General features: G+C 65.0%; 14 protein-coding genes, 1 tRNA gene and 1 pseudogene. 11 read left to right on the top strand and 5 right to left on the bottom strand.

Translation table 11 applies throughout. From position 1 onward, the window contains the following. The first annotated feature begins 3 nt into the window (after positions 1 to 3). Together ACMNAY_RS01705 and ACMNAY_RS01700 are read left to right on the top strand one after the other, a co-directional pair. Positions 4 to 717, top strand: coding sequence for an ABC transporter ATP-binding protein (locus ACMNAY_RS01705; RefSeq protein WP_394977918.1), 714 nt, complete (start codon positions 4 to 6; stop codon positions 715 to 717). 7 nt (positions 718 to 724) lie between these two features. Next, positions 725 to 4,117, top strand: a complete 3,393-nt coding sequence (locus tag ACMNAY_RS01700) for an FtsX-like permease family protein (protein ID WP_418718151.1) — start codon at positions 725 to 727, stop codon at positions 4,115 to 4,117. 76 nt (positions 4,118 to 4,193) lie between these two features. On the opposite strand, the gene ACMNAY_RS01695 is transcribed toward ACMNAY_RS01700, so the two are convergent. Both ACMNAY_RS01695 and ACMNAY_RS01690 read right to left on the bottom strand, forming a co-directional pair. Continuing rightward, positions 4,194 to 5,303, bottom strand: coding sequence for a sensor histidine kinase (locus tag ACMNAY_RS01695; protein WP_418718150.1), 1,110 nt, complete (start codon positions 5,301 to 5,303; stop codon positions 4,194 to 4,196). After that, complete coding sequence (locus ACMNAY_RS01690) at positions 5,300 to 5,974, bottom strand: response regulator transcription factor (protein WP_418718149.1); 675 nt, start codon at positions 5,972 to 5,974, stop codon at positions 5,300 to 5,302. The genes ACMNAY_RS01695 and ACMNAY_RS01690 overlap by 4 nt, the downstream gene beginning before the upstream one ends. Positions 5,975 to 6,126: 152 nt before the next feature. Between ACMNAY_RS01690 and ACMNAY_RS01685 the strand changes: the two genes are divergently transcribed. The 4 genes and pseudogenes from ACMNAY_RS01685 to ACMNAY_RS01670 form a co-directional block, all read left to right on the top strand. Next, the gene (locus tag ACMNAY_RS01685; protein ID WP_418718148.1) at positions 6,127 to 7,479 is read left to right on the top strand and encodes an efflux RND transporter periplasmic adaptor subunit; all 1,353 of its coding nucleotides are present in this window, start codon (positions 6,127 to 6,129) and stop codon (positions 7,477 to 7,479) included. Continuing rightward, positions 7,466 to 8,668, top strand: a complete 1,203-nt coding sequence (locus ACMNAY_RS01680; protein WP_418718147.1) for an ABC transporter permease — start codon at positions 7,466 to 7,468, stop codon at positions 8,666 to 8,668. Before ACMNAY_RS01685 ends, ACMNAY_RS01680 begins: the two co-directional genes overlap by 14 nt. Positions 8,669 to 8,687: 19 nt before the next feature. Further along, positions 8,688 to 9,182, top strand: a complete 495-nt coding sequence (locus ACMNAY_RS01675) for a hypothetical protein (protein ID WP_418718146.1) — start codon at positions 8,688 to 8,690, stop codon at positions 9,180 to 9,182. After that, positions 9,175 to 9,630: pseudogene (locus ACMNAY_RS01670) on the top strand (ABC transporter ATP-binding protein); the annotation flags it as partial. The gene ACMNAY_RS01675 and the pseudogene ACMNAY_RS01670, both read left to right, overlap by 8 nt. 276 nt (positions 9,631 to 9,906) lie before the next feature. Here the strand turns inward: ACMNAY_RS01670 and ACMNAY_RS01665 are convergent. Together ACMNAY_RS01665 and ACMNAY_RS01660 are read right to left on the bottom strand one after the other, a co-directional pair. Next, on the bottom strand, positions 9,907 to 10,524 hold the full coding sequence (locus ACMNAY_RS01665; protein WP_394977905.1) for an Ig-like domain-containing protein: 618 nt from the start codon (positions 10,522 to 10,524) through the stop codon (positions 9,907 to 9,909). 93 nt (positions 10,525 to 10,617) lie between these two features. After that, a tRNA-Val gene (locus ACMNAY_RS01660) sits at positions 10,618 to 10,694 on the bottom strand. 161 nt (positions 10,695 to 10,855) lie between these two features. Here ACMNAY_RS01660 and ACMNAY_RS01655 point away from each other — a divergent pair. After that, entirely contained in the window at positions 10,856 to 12,337 is a 1,482-nt protein-coding gene (locus tag ACMNAY_RS01655) for a DUF1846 domain-containing protein (RefSeq protein ID WP_394977903.1), read from the top strand. Between the two features lie 49 nt (positions 12,338 to 12,386). Here the strand turns inward: ACMNAY_RS01655 and ACMNAY_RS01650 are convergent, their stop codons facing one another. Next, the gene (locus tag ACMNAY_RS01650; RefSeq protein WP_418718145.1) at positions 12,387 to 13,775 is read right to left on the bottom strand and encodes a Sapep family Mn(2+)-dependent dipeptidase; all 1,389 of its coding nucleotides are present in this window, start codon (positions 13,773 to 13,775) and stop codon (positions 12,387 to 12,389) included. 130 nt (positions 13,776 to 13,905) lie between these two features. Between ACMNAY_RS01650 and ACMNAY_RS01645 the strand changes: the two genes are divergently transcribed. The 4 genes from ACMNAY_RS01645 (at position 13,906) to ACMNAY_RS01630 (ending at position 19,329) form a co-directional block, all read left to right on the top strand. After that, positions 13,906 to 14,259 (top strand): NusG domain II-containing protein, encoded by a 354-nt coding sequence (locus ACMNAY_RS01645; protein WP_418718144.1) that lies wholly within the window; start codon positions 13,906 to 13,908, stop codon positions 14,257 to 14,259. Positions 14,260 to 14,281: 22 nt separating this feature from the next. Beyond that, positions 14,282 to 15,205, top strand: a complete 924-nt coding sequence (locus ACMNAY_RS01640; RefSeq protein ID WP_418718143.1) for a polysaccharide deacetylase family protein — start codon at positions 14,282 to 14,284, stop codon at positions 15,203 to 15,205. A 339-nt stretch (positions 15,206 to 15,544) separates the two neighbouring features. Next, the gene (locus tag ACMNAY_RS01635; RefSeq protein WP_418718142.1) at positions 15,545 to 17,323 is read left to right on the top strand and encodes a Na/Pi cotransporter family protein; all 1,779 of its coding nucleotides are present in this window, start codon (positions 15,545 to 15,547) and stop codon (positions 17,321 to 17,323) included. 236 nt (positions 17,324 to 17,559) lie between these two features. Beyond that, positions 17,560 to 19,329, top strand: a complete 1,770-nt coding sequence (locus ACMNAY_RS01630; protein ID WP_418718141.1) for a Na/Pi cotransporter family protein — start codon at positions 17,560 to 17,562, stop codon at positions 19,327 to 19,329. Positions 19,330 to 19,370 lie beyond the last annotated feature (41 nt).

Genomic DNA, 19,370 nt, shown 5'->3' with positions numbered 1-19,370 from the left:
CCAATGGACGGCCGGGAGCATTTTGTGGTGTTCGACGGGGTGTGCAAGTACTATCAGATGGGCGAAACGCGCATCGCCGCCGCTGACCACATCAGCTTTTACATTGACGAGGGAGAGTTCTGCGTCATCGTGGGGCCCTCCGGCGCGGGCAAAACCACCGTGCTGAACATGCTGGGGGGCATGGATGTGTGCGATGAGGGCCACATCTGGCTGGACGGCGCCGAGATCAGCGCCATGAACCAGCGCCAGCTCACCGGCTACCGCCGCCACGACGTGGGGTTTGTGTTCCAGTTCTATAATCTGGTGCAGAACCTCACCGCGCTGGAAAACGTGGAGCTGGCCAGCGAGATCTGCCGCGACCCCCTGCCCGCCGCCGAGACGCTGGAGCATGTGGGCCTGGGGCAGCGGATGGCAAACTTTCCGGCGCAGCTTTCGGGCGGCGAGCAGCAGCGGGTGTCCATCGCCCGGGCGCTGGCCAAGAACCCGAAAATCCTTTTGTGCGACGAGCCCACCGGCGCGCTGGACTACAACACCGGCAAGCAGGTGCTGAAGCTTTTGCAGGACACCTGCCGCAAGACCCGCCGCACGGTGATCGTTATCACCCACAACAGCGCCCTCACCGCCATGGCGGACCGGGTGATCCGCATCAAGAGCGGCCAGGCCATCTCCAACGAGACGAATCCCAACCCCACGCCGGTGGAACAGATCGAGTGGTGAACAAGAGTTGCTGAACCGTACATACCGAAAGTCCATTTTGCGCACGGTGCGGGCGAGCCTTTCCCGCTTTGTGGCCATTTTTGCCATCGTGGCGCTGGGCGTGGGCTTTCTTTCCGGCCTGCTGGCCGCACCGGTGGACATGCGCCTTTCCGCCGATGAGTACTGCCGCGAGGCCAATCTCTACGACATCAAAATACAGTCCACCCAGGGCCTCACCGACGAGGACCTTGCCGCCGTGCGGGCGGTGGAGGGCGTTTCGGGCGTGATGCCCGCCCGGGACATGGATCTGGTGCTCACCAGCGAAAGCGGCGAGAGCCTGACCACCCGGCTGCAGAGCATTCCCGAAGAGGACCTGCCCGAGGCCGACCGGCTGAATCAGCTGACACTGGTGGAGGGGCGGATGCCCAGCGCCCCCGGCGAGATCGCCGTGGGCCTGACCAAGGACTTTTCCGGCACCATTCCCGCCATCGGCGACGTGCTGACGGTGAACCAGACCGAGAACGACGAGAACGTCACCGACGCGCTGCCCCAGACCTTCACGGTGGTGGGCACCGTGCGCTCGGCGGCCTATTTCTCGGTGGAAGCGGAGTACACCAACACCGGCACGGGCACCATCGGCCTGTTCGCCTACGCGCCGGAGTCCAGCTTTGACATGGACTATTACACCACCTTCTACCTCCCGGTGGAGGGCGCGAAGGAGCTGAACTCCTTCTCCGCCGCCTACGAGGACAAGGTGGACGGGGTGATGGAGGGCCTTGAGGCCATCCAGGACGAGCGGGTGCAGGCCCGGTACGAGGAGATCATCGACGAGGCCGAGGCGGAGCTGGAAGACGCCTGGGCCGAGTACGAGGAGAAGAAGGCGGAGGCCGAACAGGAGCTGGCGGACGCCGCGCAGGAACTGGAAGACGGCTGGGCGGAACTGGCAGACGCGGAGCAGGAGCTGGCGGATGCCAAGCTGGAGATCGACCGGGGCCAGGCGGAGCTGGACGACGGAAAAGACGAATTCTACCGGGCGCTGCCGGGCTACAAGCAGCAGATCGCCGACGGCTATTCCAAGCTGGAATCCAGCCGTGCCCAGCTGGACAGCGCCCAGACCCAGCTGGACGAGGGCCGCGCCCAGCTGGACCAGCTGAGCGAGGGCAAGGCCGCTTTCTGGACCATGGTGGAAACGCAGATCAATCCCCTGCTCACCCAGTACGGCCTGCCCCCCATCGACACCTCCGACCAGTCGGACGCCGCCACCATCACCGCCATCGAGCAGGTGCAGACTCTGGTGGGCCTTGCGCCCTCCCTGCCCGAGGGATTCGACCCGGCGCAGCTGGAACAGCTGGGGCAGCTGAACGAAGGCCTGGCGGCGCTGGCCGCCCAGGGCACCACCCTGGACGCCTCGCTGGCGGCTCTGGACGAAAAGCAGGCCGAGATCGACGCCGGCCGCCGCCAGATCGAGGACGGTCTGAGCGAGCTGCAGGCCCAGGAGCGGCAGCTGGAAAAGACCAAAATAGAAACCGAAAATCAGTTTGCCGTGGCGGATGAAAAGCTGCTGGACGCGCGCCAGCAGTACGCCGACGGCCTGGCCGAGCTGGAAGAGGGCCGGCAGGAACTCATCGACGGCCAGAAGGAGTACGAGGACGCCAAGGCCGAGGCCGAACAGGAACTGGCGGACGGCAAGGAAGAAATCCTGGACGCCGAGAGCGAAGTGCGCGAGATCGAGAAGGGCAAGTGGCTGCTGGGCGACCGCAGCGATAACACCAGCTTCTCCAGCTACGGCGACAACGCCGACAAGATCGCGGCCATCGCCACGGTGTTCCCGGTGTTCTTCTTCCTGGTGGCGGCGCTGGTGGCGCTGACCACCATGACCCGCATGGTGGAGGAAGAGCGTGGCCAGGTGGGCACCATGAAGGCCCTGGGCTACACCCGCGGCCAGATCGCCGCCAAATACATCCTCTACGCCCTCACCGCCAGCCTGGCGGGCAGCGGGGTGGGCATGCTCATCGGCATGCAGCTGTTCCCCCGCATCATCCTCAGCGCCTACAACATCATGTACGACCTGCCCGACCTTCTGACCCCCTTCAACTGGGGCTTCGGGCTGCTGGCCACCGGCGCGGCCGTTGCCTGCACCCTGCTGGCCACCCTGAACGCCTGCTGGGCCGAGCTGCGGGAGCAGCCCGCCAGCCTGATGCTGCCCAAAGCCCCCAAGGCGGGCAAGCGCATCCTGCTGGAGCACATCGGCCCCGTGTGGCGGCGGCTGCGGTTCACCCACAAGGTCACCGCCCGCAACCTGTTCCTTTACAAAAAGCGCTTCTTCATGACGGTGGTGGGCATCGCCGGCTGCACCGCCCTGCTGGTGACCGGCTTCGGTTTGCAGGACTCCATCTCCGACATCGTGGAAAAACAGTTCGACGAGCTGGCCCACTATCAGATGCTGGTGTCGCTGCAGGACGAGAGCGCCCTGGACGGCCAGGACCTTGCCGCCATTCTGAACGATGAGACAAAGGTGACCGGCCATCTGGCGGTGAGCCAGCAGGACGCCACCGTGGTGCCCGAGGAGGGCGGCGAAGAGGATAACCTCTACATCGTGGTGCCCTCCGACACCGAGGCGATGACGGAATACTTCACCTTCCGCCAGCGCACCACCGGCGAGACGGTGCCCTTTGAGGAGGGCTCGGTGGTCATCAGCGAAAAGCTGGCCGAGCGCCATGACCTCTCGGTGGGCGACGCCATCACGGTGGAGAACGCCGACGGCGACGAGGCCTCCTTCACCATCACCGGCGTGTGCGAGAACTACATCTACCACTACCTCTACATGAGCGAGGACGTCTACCGCGACGCCTTTGGCGAAGAGCCGGAGACCAACCTGCTCTACTGCCGCCTGGCGGAGGGCGTGGACACCCCCGAGGCCGAGGATGAGCTGGCCACCGCCCTGCTGAAATGCCGGGACATCGCCGGCGCCCAGTTCACCCACGAGATCACCGCCAGCTTCCGCCAAAGCCTGGACAGCATCAACTACATCGTGGTGGTGCTCATCATCGCGGCGGGGGCGCTGGCCTTCGTGGTGCTCTACAACCTCACCAACATCAACATCACCGAGCGCTCCAAGGAGCTGGCCACCATCAAGGTGCTGGGCTTCTACGACGGCGAGGTGGGGGCCTACATCTACCGCGAGGCTTCCGTGCTCACCCTCATCGGCACGGTGTGCGGCCTTGTGTTCGGCATCGCGCTGCACACCTTCGTCATCCGCACCGCCGAGGTGGACATGGTGATGTTCGGCCGCTCCATCTATCCCATGAGCTTCGTCTGGTCGGCTTTGCTGACCATCGCCTTCAGCCTGCTGGTGAACCTTGTGATGTACCGCAAGCTGAAAAACATCAGCATGGTGGAGAGCATGAAGGCCCCCGAATAAGGGCCGCCGCCTCCCCCGCACAGACAGAAAAACGCCCCCGCGCAGAAAGCTTCTGCGCGGGGGCGTTCTTTTTTTGTCACCGGCCGTCAAAGGGCAGGCGCACCGTGAAGCAGGCGCCGCCCAGCTCCGACGGGCCCGCCTGCGCCGTGCCGCCGTTCTGCCGGGCGATGCGCTGCACGATGGCAAGGCCCAGCCCGTTGCCGCCCACCTCCCGGCTGCGGGAGCGGTCCGCCCGGAAGAAAGGCTCAAAAACGCGTTCGGCCGCCTCGGGCGGGATGCCGGGGCCGTTGTCCTCCACCCGCAGCACCGCGAAGCCATCGCTGTTTTCCAGCCGCACCCGCACCCGGCCGCCGCCGTATTTCACGGCGTTGCCCAGCAGGTTCAGCACCAGCTGGCGGTAAAGTTCCGGGCTGCCGTCGGCAAAGGCTTCGCCCTCCACCTGCATCTCGGTGCCAAAGCCGCCCAGCTCCCCCGCCGCCTCCCGGGCGATGCGGCCCAGGTCGATGCGGCGGCAGAAGGCCGGCGCCCGGTTGGAGCACAGCTGCAAAAGCTGCTCCACCAGCGTGTTCAGCCGCTCCAGATTTTCGCCCAGCCGCGCCAGCAGCACCCGGTGCTCCTCCGGCGTGCGCTCCTTCAGCCCGAACACCTCCAGCCGGCTCTGCATCGCCGCCAGCGGGGTGCGAAGCTCGTGGGCGGCGCTGGCGGCAAACTCTTTCTGCATCCGGTAGGCCTGGCCCACCCGTCCGGTCATCTCCTGCAGCGCCAGCGCCAGCTGGTAGCTCTCGTCCCGGGTGCGGGGCAGCGGCAGCCGGCCCGGGTCCATGTTCTCGGCGTCCAGCGTTTTCACGCTGGCGGCCAGCTGTTCCAGCGGGCGCAGCTGACGGCGCACCAGCAGATAGGCCGCGGCGCTGCCCGCCAGGATGACCAGCACCATGGCCGCCAGGTTCTGCACCCGAAAGGTGCTGTGGGCGGCGGATGCGATAACGGCCGGCTCGCAGGCGACGCCATCGCTCTCAATAACGCTGTCGTCGGCCCCCACCATGGCCGGCTCGGTGAGGGGCAGCGCCTCCATCATGTGGGCCGAGGTGGAAAGGGACACCGCCGTGAGCAGCAGGCAGCACACGCTCATCACCCCCGCCACGATGGCGGTGAGCTTGAAGCGCAGGGAAAGATGAAAGCGTTTCATGGCTGTTCCTCCAGACAATAGCCCTCGCCGATGCGGGTGCGGATGGGGTCGCAGCCCAGCGCCGTGCGCAGCTTGCGGCGCAGGGTGGAGATGTGCACCCGGGCGGAATTGGAAAATTCGTCCGCAGCCTCGCCCCAGACGTGCTCGATGAGTTCCGCCTGGCTCACCGTGCGGCCGGCGTACAGCAGCAGGTATTCCAGCAGCGCCGTTTCCTTGGCGGTGAGGGCCAGCGGCCGGCCTCCGGCGCACACCCGGCGGGAAGCGGTGTCCATGGTCAGCGCGCCGCAGGCCAGCACCCGGCTCTCCTGCACCGTGCGGCGGCGCAGCAGCGCCCGCACCCGGGCCAGCAGCTCGGCAAAGTGGAAGGGTTTGGTCATGTAGTCGTTGGCGCCCTCGTCCAGCCCGGCTATTTTGTCCTCCAGGTCCGCCCGGGCGGACAGGATGAGCACATTGGTCTGCTTGTCGTAGCTGCGCAGCCGCTGCAGCACCTCCATGCCGTCCATGCCGGGCAGGTTCAAGTCCAGTACCAGCAGGTCGTAATCCACGTCGAACAGCATCAGGTCCGCCTCGTCGCCTCGGGCCGCCGTGTCCACCGCGTAGCCCTCCAGCGCCAGCCCTTCCGCCAGCGCCTCCCGCAGGTCCACATCGTCCTCTGCCACCAGAATGCGCATGCTGCCGCCTCCCTTCCTGTTTCGTGTCTTTTGATTATAGCACAAACCGATGTTAAATCCGTATAAACCCCGGATTTAACCGGATTTAACCCCCGGTGTGGTATAGTCGGTGCCGTGGGCTGCCCCAGCGGCAGCGGAAAGGAGCACACACCGTGGAACAGACCGCGAATGTTTTGAACACCAAACGCCGCAAAATGCTGGCGGCCGCCGGGGCCGGGCTGGCCCTGTGCGTCCTCACCGGCCTGTGGCTTGTGCGGCCCCGGGCCGCCGAGGAACCGCCCCTGCGCCGGGAGTATCCCGTCAGCCGCCAGGACGTGACCGTGGGCGTGGACGCGGCGGGCAGCATCCAGTCCCGCCAGTGGGGCCAGTTCGCCCCGGTGGCCGTGAAGCTGAAGGAATACCGGGTGAGCCTGGGAGCGCAGGTGGCCGAGGGGGACGTGCTGGCGGAATACGATCTTGAGGACCTGCAGCGTCTGGCCCGGGAGAGCGAGGCGCGCCTGGCCGAAAAGCAGAGCGCGCTGGACAAACTGGACCTGCAGAAAAAGGACGACGAGGCCCGGCTGCAGAAAGAGCTGGATGACCTGGTGGGACAGGGCGCGCCGGAAGAGCAGCTGCGGCCGGTGCGCGAGGCGCTGGCGCAGAATGAGCTGGACACCGCCGACGCGCAGCGGCAGCGGGAGGAAGCCCTCACCGCCGACTACGAGGGCCAGGCGGCGGAAAAGCAGCAGCAGGCGGACACGGCAAAGGCCGCCCGGGAACAGGCCCTGGCCCAGCTGAAGCAGACCGAACAGCAGCTGCAGGAAAAGCGGGACGCCCGGGACGCGCTGCGCAAAAAAGAGGACAGCCAGATCGAGACCATGAAGCAGCAGGCGGCGGTGGAGCGGCAGGCGCTGGACAGTCAGATCGAGGCTGCCCGGCTGGCCCGGGACGCCGCCAAAACCGAGCGGGACGATTTGCTGGCGCTGTGCGCCGACCCCACCCTGCGGGCCGACCGTGCAGGCACCGTCACCGCGCTGGGCGGCACGCCCGGCCTCGCGGCGGACCCCGCTTCGCCGCTGGCGAAGATCGGCGACGCGGGCCAGCGCAGCCTTGTCCTTCAGGTGGACGTGGGCAGCATCCAGCCGGGGCAGGAGGTCAGCTTTTATGTGGACGCCTACCCCGAGGCCACCTTCACCGGCCGGGTGGAGTCGGTCTCCCGGCTGCAGAACGACGGGGGCAAGTTCGAGGTGCGGGCCTCCTTTTCCGAGGGCGGCCAGCCCCTCTACGACGGGATGGGCGCCAACGCCACCCTCATTATCAAACAGAAAAAGGACGTGGTGGCGGTCTCCAACAAGGCCATCCAGTTTGAGGACGGCGAAAGCTTTGTCTGGCTGGCGGACGAAAACGGCCAGCTGCGCCGCCAGACGGTGGCCACCGGCTTTTCCAACGGCCGCATCACCGAAATTCTGAGCAGCCTGCAGGAGGGCGACGTGGCGCTGGTGGAGGAACAGTATGAGGATCGGTGAGCTGCTGCGCCTGGTGCGGGTGAACACCCTGCAGAACAAGGGCCGGGTTCTGCTCACCAGTCTGGGCATCATCGTAGGCTCCGCCACCATCGTGCTGGTCACCGCCATCGGCCAGGGCGCGAAAGACGAGGCCGAAGCCCAGTATTCGGGAATGTCCGCCGACACCATCTTCGTGAACCCGGACTACCAGCAGCTGCAAAACTTTGACACCACAAAGCTGGAAAAGCTCACCCCGGAGCTGATGGACCTCATCTGGGAGGAGAACCCCGCCCTCACCTCCATCTGCCTGCGCAGCGAAAACGGCGCCAAAGTGCAGCTGGGGCGCACCGAGGAATACCTCACCGTGACCGGCGTGACCCCGGACTACAGCCGGGTGTTCTCCCTGGATTTTGCCGAGGGGGGCGATTTTTCCGAGGAAGACTTTGACAGCCAGCGCCGGGTGGCGGTGGTGGGCGGAAAGATCGCCGAAAAGTATTTCGGCGACGCCCAGAGCGCCGTGGGCCGCAAGCTGCGCATCGGCGAGGTGTGGTTTTCCATCGTGGGGGTGCTGCGCTCCAGCGGCGACGGCCTGCAGGGGGTGGACAGCGACAACGCCATCTACATCCCCTGGACCACCATGCAGGACTGCAAGCTGGACGGCGAGGGCTCGGTGCCTCAGCTCACCGCCAAGGCGGCCAGCGTGCAGCAGGTGGAGCAGGCCATGAAGCGGGTGAAGAGCACCATGAACTACTACATGGACGAGGCCTACAAATACAAGGTGGAGGACGCGGGCAGCCGCATCGAGGCGGCCACCCGTTCGGCCCGCACCATGAGCATGCTGCTGGTGTCGGTGGCCATGATCGTGCTCACGGTGGGCGGCATCGGCATCATGAACGTGCTGTTCGTCACCATCAAGGACCGCACCCGGGAGATCGGCGTGCTCAAGGCGCTGGGCGCGCAGGCCGAGACCATCCTGCTCCAGTTCCTGCTGGAGTCGGTGTCCATCGGCGTGGTGGGCGGCCTTCTGGGCCTTGCGTGCAGCGCCGTGGGTCTGTGGGTGCTGGGTTTTTCCGGCATGCCCCTCTCCCCTTCCGTGCAGGGAGCCGCCGCGGCCTTTGTGTTCGCGGTGCTCACCAGCGCTTTGTTCGGGTTCTATCCGGCCTGGAAGGCTTCCTGCCTCAAGCCGGTGGACGCATTGAGTTATGAATAAACAAAAGGAGTTTTGAACCATGAAGACCAAGATTTTTGCCATCGCGCTCGCCCTTTCCCTCGCCGCCTGCCTCACCGCCTGCGGCCAGCCTTCCTCCGCCTCTCAGCCGGGCGCTTCCGGCAGCGGCAGTTCCCAGAGCAGCCCCGAGGTGACCGAGACGTTCTACGGCCGGGTGAGCAAAGTGGCGGGCAACGAGCTGACGCTGGACCTGGCGAATCTGCCCGGCACCGACGATGCCGCCAGCGCCCCCGCGGACGAGGACGGCGAGATGCCCGCCACGGTCATGACCCCCGCCACCGAGGCGGGCGAAGGCACGGGCGGCCAGGTGGGCGCCGAGGAGCGCACCGAGCTGGATTACACCGGCGAGAGCCGGGATTTCACCATCCCCGGCGGGCTGAAGATCACCGGGGCCGACGGCTCCGAAAAGCAGCTGACCGACGTGAAAAAGGGCAGCGTGCTGACCATTTTCACCAACGGCAGCGGCCAGGTGACCGACGTGGTGCTGTATGAGTGAGATGCTGCGGCTGGACGGCGTGTGCAAAAGCTACCCCATGGGCGAGGAGCGGGTGCAGGTGCTGCGCAAGGTGAGCCTTGCGGTGGAGGCGGGCGAGTTCGTCTCCATTCTGGGAGCCTCCGGCAGCGGCAAATCCACCCTGATGAACATCATCGGCTGCATGGACAGCGCCGATGAGGGCAGCTACCGCCTGGAGGGCGAGGATGTGTTCGCCCTGGACCCCCGGCAGCTGGCCGCGCTGCGCAACCGCAAGATAGGCTTTATCTTTCAGCGCTATCACCTGCTGCCCCAATACGACGTGCTGCAGAACGTGATGATGCCGCTGCTGGTGCGGGGCGTGCCCCACGGCGAGGCGGAGCGCCTTGCCCGGGAGGAGCTTGCCGCCATGGGCCTGCAGGAACGGCTGAAACACCGGCCCAACCAGCTTTCGGGCGGCCAGCAGCAGCGGGTGGCCATCGCCCGGGCATTGGTGGGGCGGCCCGCCCTGCTTCTGGCGGACGAACCCACCGGCGCGCTGGACGCCGCCACCGGCCGGGAGATCCTGGAGCTGTTCCGCCAGCTGAACCGCCAGGGGCACACCATCCTCCAGATCACCCACGACCTCACCGTGGCCTCCGCCGCCGGGCGCATCCTGCACCTGCGGGACGGAGTGCTCACGGCCCAGTTAAAAAAAACCCCCGGGGCGCGGCCAGTCGGCCGCGCCCCTGTTCTTATTTTATTGCTATCAGCCCTGCACGGTGAAGCTGCCGGCGATCTCGTAGGCAGTCTCGGCAGTGATGACCGCCTCGCCGGCGGCCACAACGGTCACAACACCGTTCTCGTCCACGGTGGCAACGGTCTCGTCGCTGGAGGACCAGGCCAGGGTGGTGGCGTCCACAGCGGCGCCGGTCTCGTCGGCGGCGGTCAGGGTGACGGTGCCGCCCACGGCCACCTCGCCGTCAGCGGTGAGGGTCAGCTCCTTCGGGCCGCTCCACACGGTGATCATGGCCTTGCCGCGGGTGCCGTCCGGAGCCAGGACCAGCAGGCTGGTGTGGCCTTCCTTCACGGGGGTCACAACGCCGTTCTCGTCCACGGTGGCGATGGCAGCGTCGCCGGTCTTCCAGGTCAGCTGGCCGGCCAGCTCGGCGGGCTCAACGGTCACGTTGGCCTGCACGGCGCCGTCGGCCATATGCAGGCTCAGCTCCTCCACCGTCAGGGTCTCGGTGGCCACAGAGGCGGAAGAGGCAGCGGAAGACGCGGAAGTGCTCGCGCTGGCAGAGCCAGACTGGGCAGCCGCGCCGCAGGCGCTCAGAGCCAGAGACAGAACGGCGGCAGAAACAACGATCAGTGCTTTCTTTTTCATTTGTTTTGTCCTCCTTGACGTTTGCGCTCGCCGCGGCGGCCGCCCTCCCGGTACAGAAAAACCCCGGCACGCATTCGCGTGCCGGGGCCTTCTTGGTGGAGAATTAGGGACTCGAACCCCAGACTTCCTGCGTGTGATGCAGGCACTCTAACCAGCTGAGCTAATCCTCCGCGACGACGTTTATTATAGCACGCCGCAGGCAAAAATGCAAGAGGGAATTTTCAAAGTTTTTTGCCCGGCGCAGAAGGTCGTTTTTCCTTGCATTGGGCCGGGGCGCGTGGTATTCTTTATAGGTATTGAAACCATTCTGGAAATGCGCGGGGGAATTTGTATGCGGATCGGATTCGACAACAAGCTCTACATTCAAAAGCAGACCGAAAACATCCTTGCCCGGATCGACAAGTTCAAGGGCAAACTGTATCTGGAGTTCGGCGGCAAGCTGTTCGACGACTACCACGCCGCCCGGGTGCTGCCCGGCTTTGACGTGAACGGCAAAATTCGTCTTTTGCACGAGCTGCGTGACAAGGCCGAGATCATCTTCTGCGTCTCCGCCGGCGACATTGAAAAGACCAAGATGCGCGCGGATCTGGGCATCAGCTACGACATGGAAGTGCTGCGCCTCATCGACGACATCACCTCCATGGACATCGCGGTGAACAGCGTGGTCATCACCCAGTATACCGGCCAGCCCGCCGCCGACGCCTTTGCCAAAAAGCTCGCCAGCCGGGGCGTGAAGAACTACATCCACCGGCCCATCGCCGGCTACCCCATGGCGGTGGACCACATCTGCTCCGACGAGGGCTACGGCTCCAACCCCTACATCGAGACCACCAAGCCTCTGGTGGTGCTCACCGCCCCCGGCCCCGGCAGCGGCAAGCTGGCCACCGCCCTGTCCCAGGTGTACCACGAGTACAAGCGGGGCGTGATGGCTGGCTACGCCAAATTTGAGACCTTCCCCATCTGGAACCTGCCTCTGAAGCACCCGGTGAACCTGGCCTACGAGGCGGCCACCGCCGATCTGGACGACGTGAACATGATCGACCCCTTCCATCTGGAAGCTTACGGCGAGACCACCGTGAACTACAACCGGGATGTGGAGGCCTTCCCCATCGTGCAGAACATTCTGGCCCGCATCACCGGCGACAAGGACTTCTACCGCAGCCCCACCGACATGGGCGTGAACATGGCGGGCTACGCCATCTTCGACGACGAGGCGGTGCGCGAGGCGGCCACCCAGGAAATCCTGCGCCGCTACTACAAGGCCGCCTGCGACGCAAAGCAGGGCAAGGCCAGCGAGGCCGCGCTGCACAAGATCGAGAATATCCTGCAGCAGCTGAACGTGCACACCGACAGCCGGGCCGTGGTGGCTCCGGCGCTGGAAAAGCAGAAGGCGGCGGGCAAGCCCGCGGCGGCGTTGCAGCTGCCCGACGGCCGCATCATCACCGGCAAGGCCAGCGACCTGATGAGCGCCTCCAGCGCCACCGTTCTGAACAGCATCAAGGCGCTGGCGGGCATCCCCGACGAGGTGCTGCTCATCAGCCAGCAGGTGCTGGTGCCTCTGCTGCGGCTGAAGATCGACTACCTCCACAGCCGCGCCAGCGTTCTGAAAGTGGACGACGTGCTGGCGGGCCTTGCGGTGAGCGCTGCCACCGACGAGACCGCCGCCAAGGCTCTGGCCGCCCTCAAGGACCTGCGGGACTGCGACATGCACTCCACCCAGATGCTGCACAGCGGCGACGAGGGCACCCTGCGCAAGCTGGGCGTGCGCCTGACCATGGAGCCTGTCTACCCCGGCAAGGACCTGTTCTTCTGAGACGCAAAAAAATCCCCCGCGCTCACCGCGCGGGGGATTTTTCTGTTTTTTACAGCTCGATGTCCTGCAAACGCAGCAGGGCGAAGATGTAAATTTTCAGCGCCTGCATCAGCTGGTCGATGTTCGCGCCCTCGTTGGCGCCGTGCATGGGGCCGGCGAAGTCGGGCAGGACGGTGTCCAGCCGCTCGGGGCCGAAGCTCACCGCACGGGGGAAGTGCCGGGCGTAGGTGCCGCCGCCCATGGTGAAGGGCTTGGCGTTTTCGCCGGTGACCTCGTTGTAGGTGTCCACCAGAGCCTGAATGGCCGCATCGTCGGCGCTGATGTAGAAGGGCTTGTTCCAGCGGGCGTCCTCCACCGTGCCGGTGCCGCCCAGCGCCTCGGAGAGCCGCCGGGCAATTTCCTCGCCGGTGATGCTGGTGGGGTAGCGGCTGTCCACATCCTGGCGCAGCCGTCCGTCCCGGATGGTGATCATGCCGCCGATGATGGTCAGCGGGTCGAAGGCCTCGTCCTGCGCGGCAATGCCCACGCCGCTGCCGTCGGTGGCGTGGTGCAGCTTCTGCAGCACCTTCAAAAAGGCGTTCTCCTCCTCGGTGCAAAGCTGATTGTCCAGCAGGTAGTCCACGATGAGGCCGATGGCGTTCACCGTGCCCGCGGGCATGGCGGCGTGGCCGCCCTTGCCCCAGCCGCGGATGCGCACCGCGCCGTTCTCTTCTTCCAGGGTGATGCCCTGGCGCTCGGAGAGCTTGGAAATATCGCCCTTCACCAGGCAGCTGGCCCGGTCGGGGATGACGTTGTGGGCAACGCCGCCCTCAAACTCCAGCAGGTTGCCGGCGAGGGGATTGCTCACCAGCTCGCCGTTGAAGCCGCCCTTTTCGCCGTTGCACACCGGAAACTCGGCGTCCGGCGAGAAGCAGAAGGCGGGGGCTGCATAGTGCTCCAGGTAATAGTCCACGTCCACCATGCCCGTCTCCTCGTTGGCGCCCAGCAGCGCCCGCACGGAGTGTTTCAGGGGGACGTTGTTCTCCTTCATAAACTTCAGCGCGTACAGGCACAGCACGCTGGGGCCCTTGTCGTCGGCCACGCCCCGGCCAATGAGCCAGCCGTCCTTCACCTGCATGTCGAAGGGGTCGGCGGTCCAGCCGTTGCCCTGGGGCACCACGTCCAGATGGGTGATGGTGGCGATCTGGGTGTCGGTGGCGCCCTTCAGTTCGGCCCAGCCGATGTAGTTTTCGCAGTTGTGGGTGTCGAGGCCCATCTCCCCGGCAATGGCCAGGCCTTCCGCCAGGGCGGCGGCGGGGCCGGGGCCGAAGGGCTTGCCCTCTTCGGGCTTGCCCTCCACACTGGGCACATCCACCAGGCGCTTGATGTCGCGGATCACGTTCTCCCGGTTGGCCGCCACGAAAGCGTCCACCGAGGCGCGGTAAGTTTCAAACAGCATAGCGATTATCTCCTTTTCCGTCGGTCGATACTGCTATTATACCACTGCGGGCCGCCCTTGAAAACCATTTGCCCGTCGGGTATTTTCTGTTATAATGAAGGGGAATCCAACGAAACGCGAGGACCCATTGATGAAGGACAAAAAGGCCCTGAAAACCAATCTCATCTTCGCCGGTGTGCTGCTGGCGGTGGCGCTGGCGATGTTCGCGGTGCTGCAGCTGCGCCCGGAGGGCGGCACAGCCCTGCTCACCTGGGGCGAAGACGGGCAGACCATGGAAATTCCCCTAAACAAAAACGCCCGCTACGACGTGGACACCGGCATCTACACCATCCATCTGGAGGTGAAGGACGGCGCCATCGCCTTTGTGGACTCCCCCTGCCCCGACCATCTGTGCGAGGGGTACGGCTGGCTGAGCCGCCAGGACGACTGGGCCGCCTGCCTGCCCGCCAAGGCCAACGTGGTGGTGATGAGCGAGGGCGGCTGACCGCCCGGAAAGGAGCGCTTTTATGCGCAGGCTGGCTCTTCTTTGTATCTTTGCGGCGGTGGTGTGCATCGCGCTGGCGGCGGGGGTGTTCCTCCGCCCGGCCCCGGCGGCGGACCCGGCTTCCGGGTCTGTGTCCGCTCCGATGAGCAGCGCGCCGGACCCCACGGCCGCCCCCTCCCCTTCGCCCACTCCCGCGCCCACGCTCAGCCCCGCCCCGGCGGGGGTGAACTGGCCGGCGCTGGCCACGCCCTTTGACCTGGCGGGTCTTGAGACCGAGCGGCTGGGCTGGGGCCAGGGCAAGCAGGTGAACGAGCTCAACCAACCCATCGGCGCGGTGACCTACCAGGAGAAATACGGCCAGTGGGGCGGCGTGTTCCTTGCTCCCGAGGCCGAAACGCCCACCATTTATCTGACCTTCGACTTCGGCTATGAGACGGGCTACTCCGCCGCCATTCTGGACACGCTGAAGGAGAAGAATGCCCCCGCCACCTTCTTTGTGGTGGGCAGCTACGCCAGAAACAACGCCGAGACGGTGGAGCGGATGCTGGCGGAGGACCACACGGTGGGCAGCCACTCGGCCACCCACAAGGACATGACCGCCCTTTCCGACGAGGAGGCCCGGGCGGAGATCACCGACTTCAACGCCCAGTTTGCCCAGCAGTTCGGCGTGACCCCCACCCTGTTCCGTTTCCCGGAAGGGGTGTTCAGCCAACGGCTGCTGGCCCTGGCCGCAAACGAGGGCATGCGCAGCGTGTTCTGGAGCTACGCCTACGCCGACTGGGACGCGAACGCCCAGCCGGAGGTGGCCGAGAGCCTGGAAAAAGCGCTGGCCGCCGCCCACCCGAACGCGGTCTATCTCTTGCACCCCATGGCCACCAACAGCGCTATGCTGGGGGATCTCATCGACGGGCTGCGGGCCGCGGGCTACACCCTGGCCGCCCTGTGACTTTTTTCGTGGCTTTTGCCCCGCCGAAAACGAAACTTCTGCCGCCTCTTTTGGGGCGGCTTTTTTGTGGCCCGCAGGTGTTTTACATTGGGCGCGCCGCCCGTTCCCGCCGGGGAAATTTTGCCTTTTTTTAACGCCGGCGGGGCAAAACGCCGAAAAACCGGGGCCGTTTTTCGTTTTTCGGCCCGTTTTGGGTAAAATGTATGTAAAATGTGTTCTTCGGCTGTGGAAGCAATGTTAAATCCCATGCTATAATCGAATCGCGCGGCCAAAGGGCGTCAACGCCCGGCCGCCTTCGGAACGTAATTTTGCGGGGAATCGATTTTTGAGGTGTATTGTATGACCATATTCGACGTGTTCAATGTGGCCGGCGGCCTTGCCCTGTTTCTCTACGGCATGTCCATCATGGGCAGCGGCCTGGAAAAGCTGGCGGGCGGCAAACTGGAAGCCATTCTCCAGCGGCTGACCAACAGCGTTTGGAAGGGCGTGCTGCTGGGCGCGGTGATCACCGCCCTCATCCAGTCCTCTTCCGGCACCACGGTCATCGTGGTAGGCCTTGTGAACAGCGGCATCCTTGCGCTGCCCCAGGCCATCGGCATCATCATGGGCGCCAACATCGGCACCACCGTCACCGGCCAGCTGCTGAGTCTGAGCGACATCACCGGCTCCGGCTGGATCTTCACCCTGCTGAAACCCAGCACCTTCAGCCCCATCGTGGCCTTCATCGGCGCGGTGCTCTTCGTCTTTTTCAAGAGCCCCAAAAAGCGCAACATCGGCCAGATCTGCATGGGCTTCGGCATCCTCTTCACCGGTATGTTCACCATTGAGGCCGGCGTGAGCAGCCTCAAAGACAGCCCCCTCTTCGTGCAGCTGTTCTCCAGCCTGCAAAACCCCATCCTGGGCGTGCTGGCGGGCACCCTGGTCACCGTTGCCATCCAGTCCTCCTCCGCCAGCGTGGGCATCCTGCAGGCGCTGTCCAGCACCGGCGTGGTCACCTGGGGCAGCGCCATCCCCATCATCCTGGGCCAGAACATCGGCACCACCTCCACCAGCCTGCTGGCCTCCATCGGCACCTCCACCGCCGCCCGCCGCAGCGCCATGGTGCACGTTTACTTCAACATCATCGGCACCGCCGTGTTCCTGGTGGCCATCTACGGCCTGAAGGCCGCCGGTTTCTTCCCCTTCTGGAACGAGGTCATCGACCGCAGCGGCATCGCCAACTTCCACACCCTGTTCAATGTGGTGGTCACCCTGCTGTTCCTGCCCTTCACCAAGGCGCTGGCCTGGCTGGCGGTGCACACCGTGCCCGACAAGGCCCAGGACTCCGCCGATCTGGGCATGCCCGTTCTGGACCAGCGGCTCATCTCCAGCCCCGCCGTTGCGCTGCAGCAGGCTCAGGGCGCCGTTGAAAAGATGGCCCGCCGCGCCCAGCGCAACTTCCAGCTCTCCTTTGACCAGCTGCGCCGCTACGACCCGGAGGTCACCACCACCATCACCCACCGGGAAGAGCTGCTGGACAAGATGGAGGTCACCATCACCAACTATCTGCTGCAGATCAGCGACCAGGAGCTGAACGAAGGCGAGAGCCGCCAGGTGAGCGAACTGCTGAAGTTCATTTCGGAGTACGAGCGCATCGGCGACTATTCCATCAACATCCTCCAGTGCGCCCAGCGCATCCACGAGGAGGAGATCACCCTCTCCAAGAGCGCCTGGAACGAGCTGGAGCAGCTTCAGAAGTGCGCCGACAAGGCCCTGACCATTGCCGGCGACGCCTTCGCCTCTGAGGACGCGGTGCTGGCGGCCCAGGTGGAGCCCCTGGAAGAGACGGTGGACGAGATGTGCGACGCGCTGCGCGAGCGCCACATCGGCCGCCTCAAGCAGGGCGACTGCAGCATCGAGGGCGGCGTGGTGTTCCTGGACGTGCTCACCAATACCGAGCGCATCTCCGACCACTGCTCCAACATTGCCGCCCGCATCGTTGGCATGAGCGCCGACGATCTGGACGCCCACGCCCGCAAGCACACCCTGCTGGCCGGCCATGACGACGAGTTCAACCGTCAGCTGGAGGCCGCCCGCGAGACCTATCTCGCGCCGCTGGGCATTCAGCCTGAGGCTTGAGTTCCTTCCGTTTTTTCTCTCCCTCCGCGGCAAAGCCGCGGGGGGGATTTTTTTGAACGATGCGCCCCAATTTGTGCTTTTTTGCGCTTTTCCCCCGTGAAAGAGGTCCTTTCGCGGGGGTTTTTCTTGCCCCGGCCCGCTCTTTGATGGTATAATCTAACTGCTTACAAAGTTTTAACCTGGGTTTTACCGGAAATTAACAAAGCGGCAAAAAGCCGTGTGAGGGACGGGACGTTATGACCATCTTCAATGTCATCAATCTGGCGGGGGGCATCGCGCTGTTTTTGTACGGCATGTCCATCATGGGCACCGGCCTGGAAAAACTGGCCGGCGGCAAGATGGAGGCCATCCTTCAGCGGCTGACCAGCAGCGTTTGGAAGGCCGTTCTGCTGGGCGCCATCCTCACCGGCCTCATCCAGTCCAGCGCCGGCACCACCGTCATCTGCATCGGCCTTGTGAACAGCGGCATCTTCACCCTGTCCCAGGCCATCGGCATCATCATGGGCGCCAACATCGGCACCACCGTCACCGGCCAGCTCATCCGTCTGAGCGACATCTCCGGCTCCGGCTGGGTGCTCACCATGCTCAAACCCAGCACCTTCAGCCCCATCGTGGCTTTCATCGGCGCGGTGCTGTTCGTGTTTGTGAAAAGCCCCAAAAAGCGCAACATCGGCCAGATCTGCATGGGCTTCGGCATTTTGTTCACCGGCCTGTTCACCATGGAAAACGCCGTGGCGCCCTTAAAGGACAGCCCCCTCTTCGTGCAGCTGTTCTCGCAGCTGCAGAACCCCTTCCTGGGCGTGCTGGCCGGTGCGCTGGTCACCGTGGCCATCCAGTCCTCCTCCGCCAGCGTGGGCATCCTGCAGGCGCTGTCCAGCACCGGCGTGGTCACCTGGGGCAGCGCCATCCCCATCATTCTGGGCCAGAACATCGGCACCTGTTCCACGCCCCTCATCGCCTCCATGGGCGCGTCCACCGCGGCCAAGCGCAGCGCCATCGTGCACCTTTACTTCAATGTCATCGGCACCGCCGTGTTCCTGGCGGGCGTCTACGGCCTCAAGGCCGCGGGCCTGTTCCCCTTCTGGAACGACGTGATGACCAAGGGTGACATCGCCAACTTCCACACCCTGTTCAACGTGCTGGTCACCCTGATGTTCATGCCCTTCACCAAGGCCCTGGCCTGGCTGGCGGAGCACACCATCCCTGAAAAAGAGGGCGAAGCGGCGGATCTGTCCATGCCGGTTCTGGACCGGCGCCTTCTGCAAAGCCCGGCGGTGGCCCTGCAGCAGGCCAAGAACGCGGTGGAAAAGATGGCCAGCCGCACCCGCACCAACTTCGACAAGACGGTGGGCCTGTTCACCAAATTCGACGCGGAGGTGGCCACCAGCGTGGCTCACCGGGAGGAACTGCTGGACAAGATGGAGGTCTCCATCACCGACTACCTCATCCGCATCAGCGACCAGGAGCTCACCGAGAGCGAGAGCCACGCGGTGAGCGAGCTTTTGAAATTCGTGGGCGAATACGAACGCATCGGCGACTACACCGTGAACCTGATGGACTGCGCCCGGCAGCTGTCGGAGCAGGAGTGGAGCTTCTCCGCCACCGCCAGAAAGCAGGCGGCGCTGCTGTTCGGCGCGGTGGGCGAGGTGCAGCGCATCACCGGCGACGCCTTCACCCAGATGGACGCCTCCCTGGCGGCCCAGGTGGAGCCGCTGGAAGAGACGGTGGACCGGATGTGCGACGTGATGCGCGAGGAGCACATCACCCGGCTGAAAGCCGGCGAGTGCGGCATCGAGCCGGGGCTTTTGTTCCTGGACGTGCTCACCAACACCGAGCGCATCTCCGACCACTGCTCCAACATCGCCGCCCGGCTCATCGGCGACGAGACCGACGACCCGGACATGCACGCCCGCAAACACACCCTGCTGGCCGGCCAGGACGCGGCCTTCAACGCCCGCCTTGCCACCTACGAGCAGAAGTACCTTGCGCCGCTGGGCGAAAAGTAAAAACAAAAAGCGCCTTCCCACGGGGGAAGGCGCTTTTTTTG

It is taken from the genome of Candidatus Allofournierella merdipullorum (assembly GCF_048426865.1).
Taxonomy (GTDB): domain Bacteria; phylum Bacillota; class Clostridia; order Oscillospirales; family Ruminococcaceae; genus Allofournierella_A; species Allofournierella_A merdipullorum.
Note: the sequence above shows the minus strand (reverse complement) of the source record. Positions and strands in the feature narration are given on the sequence as shown.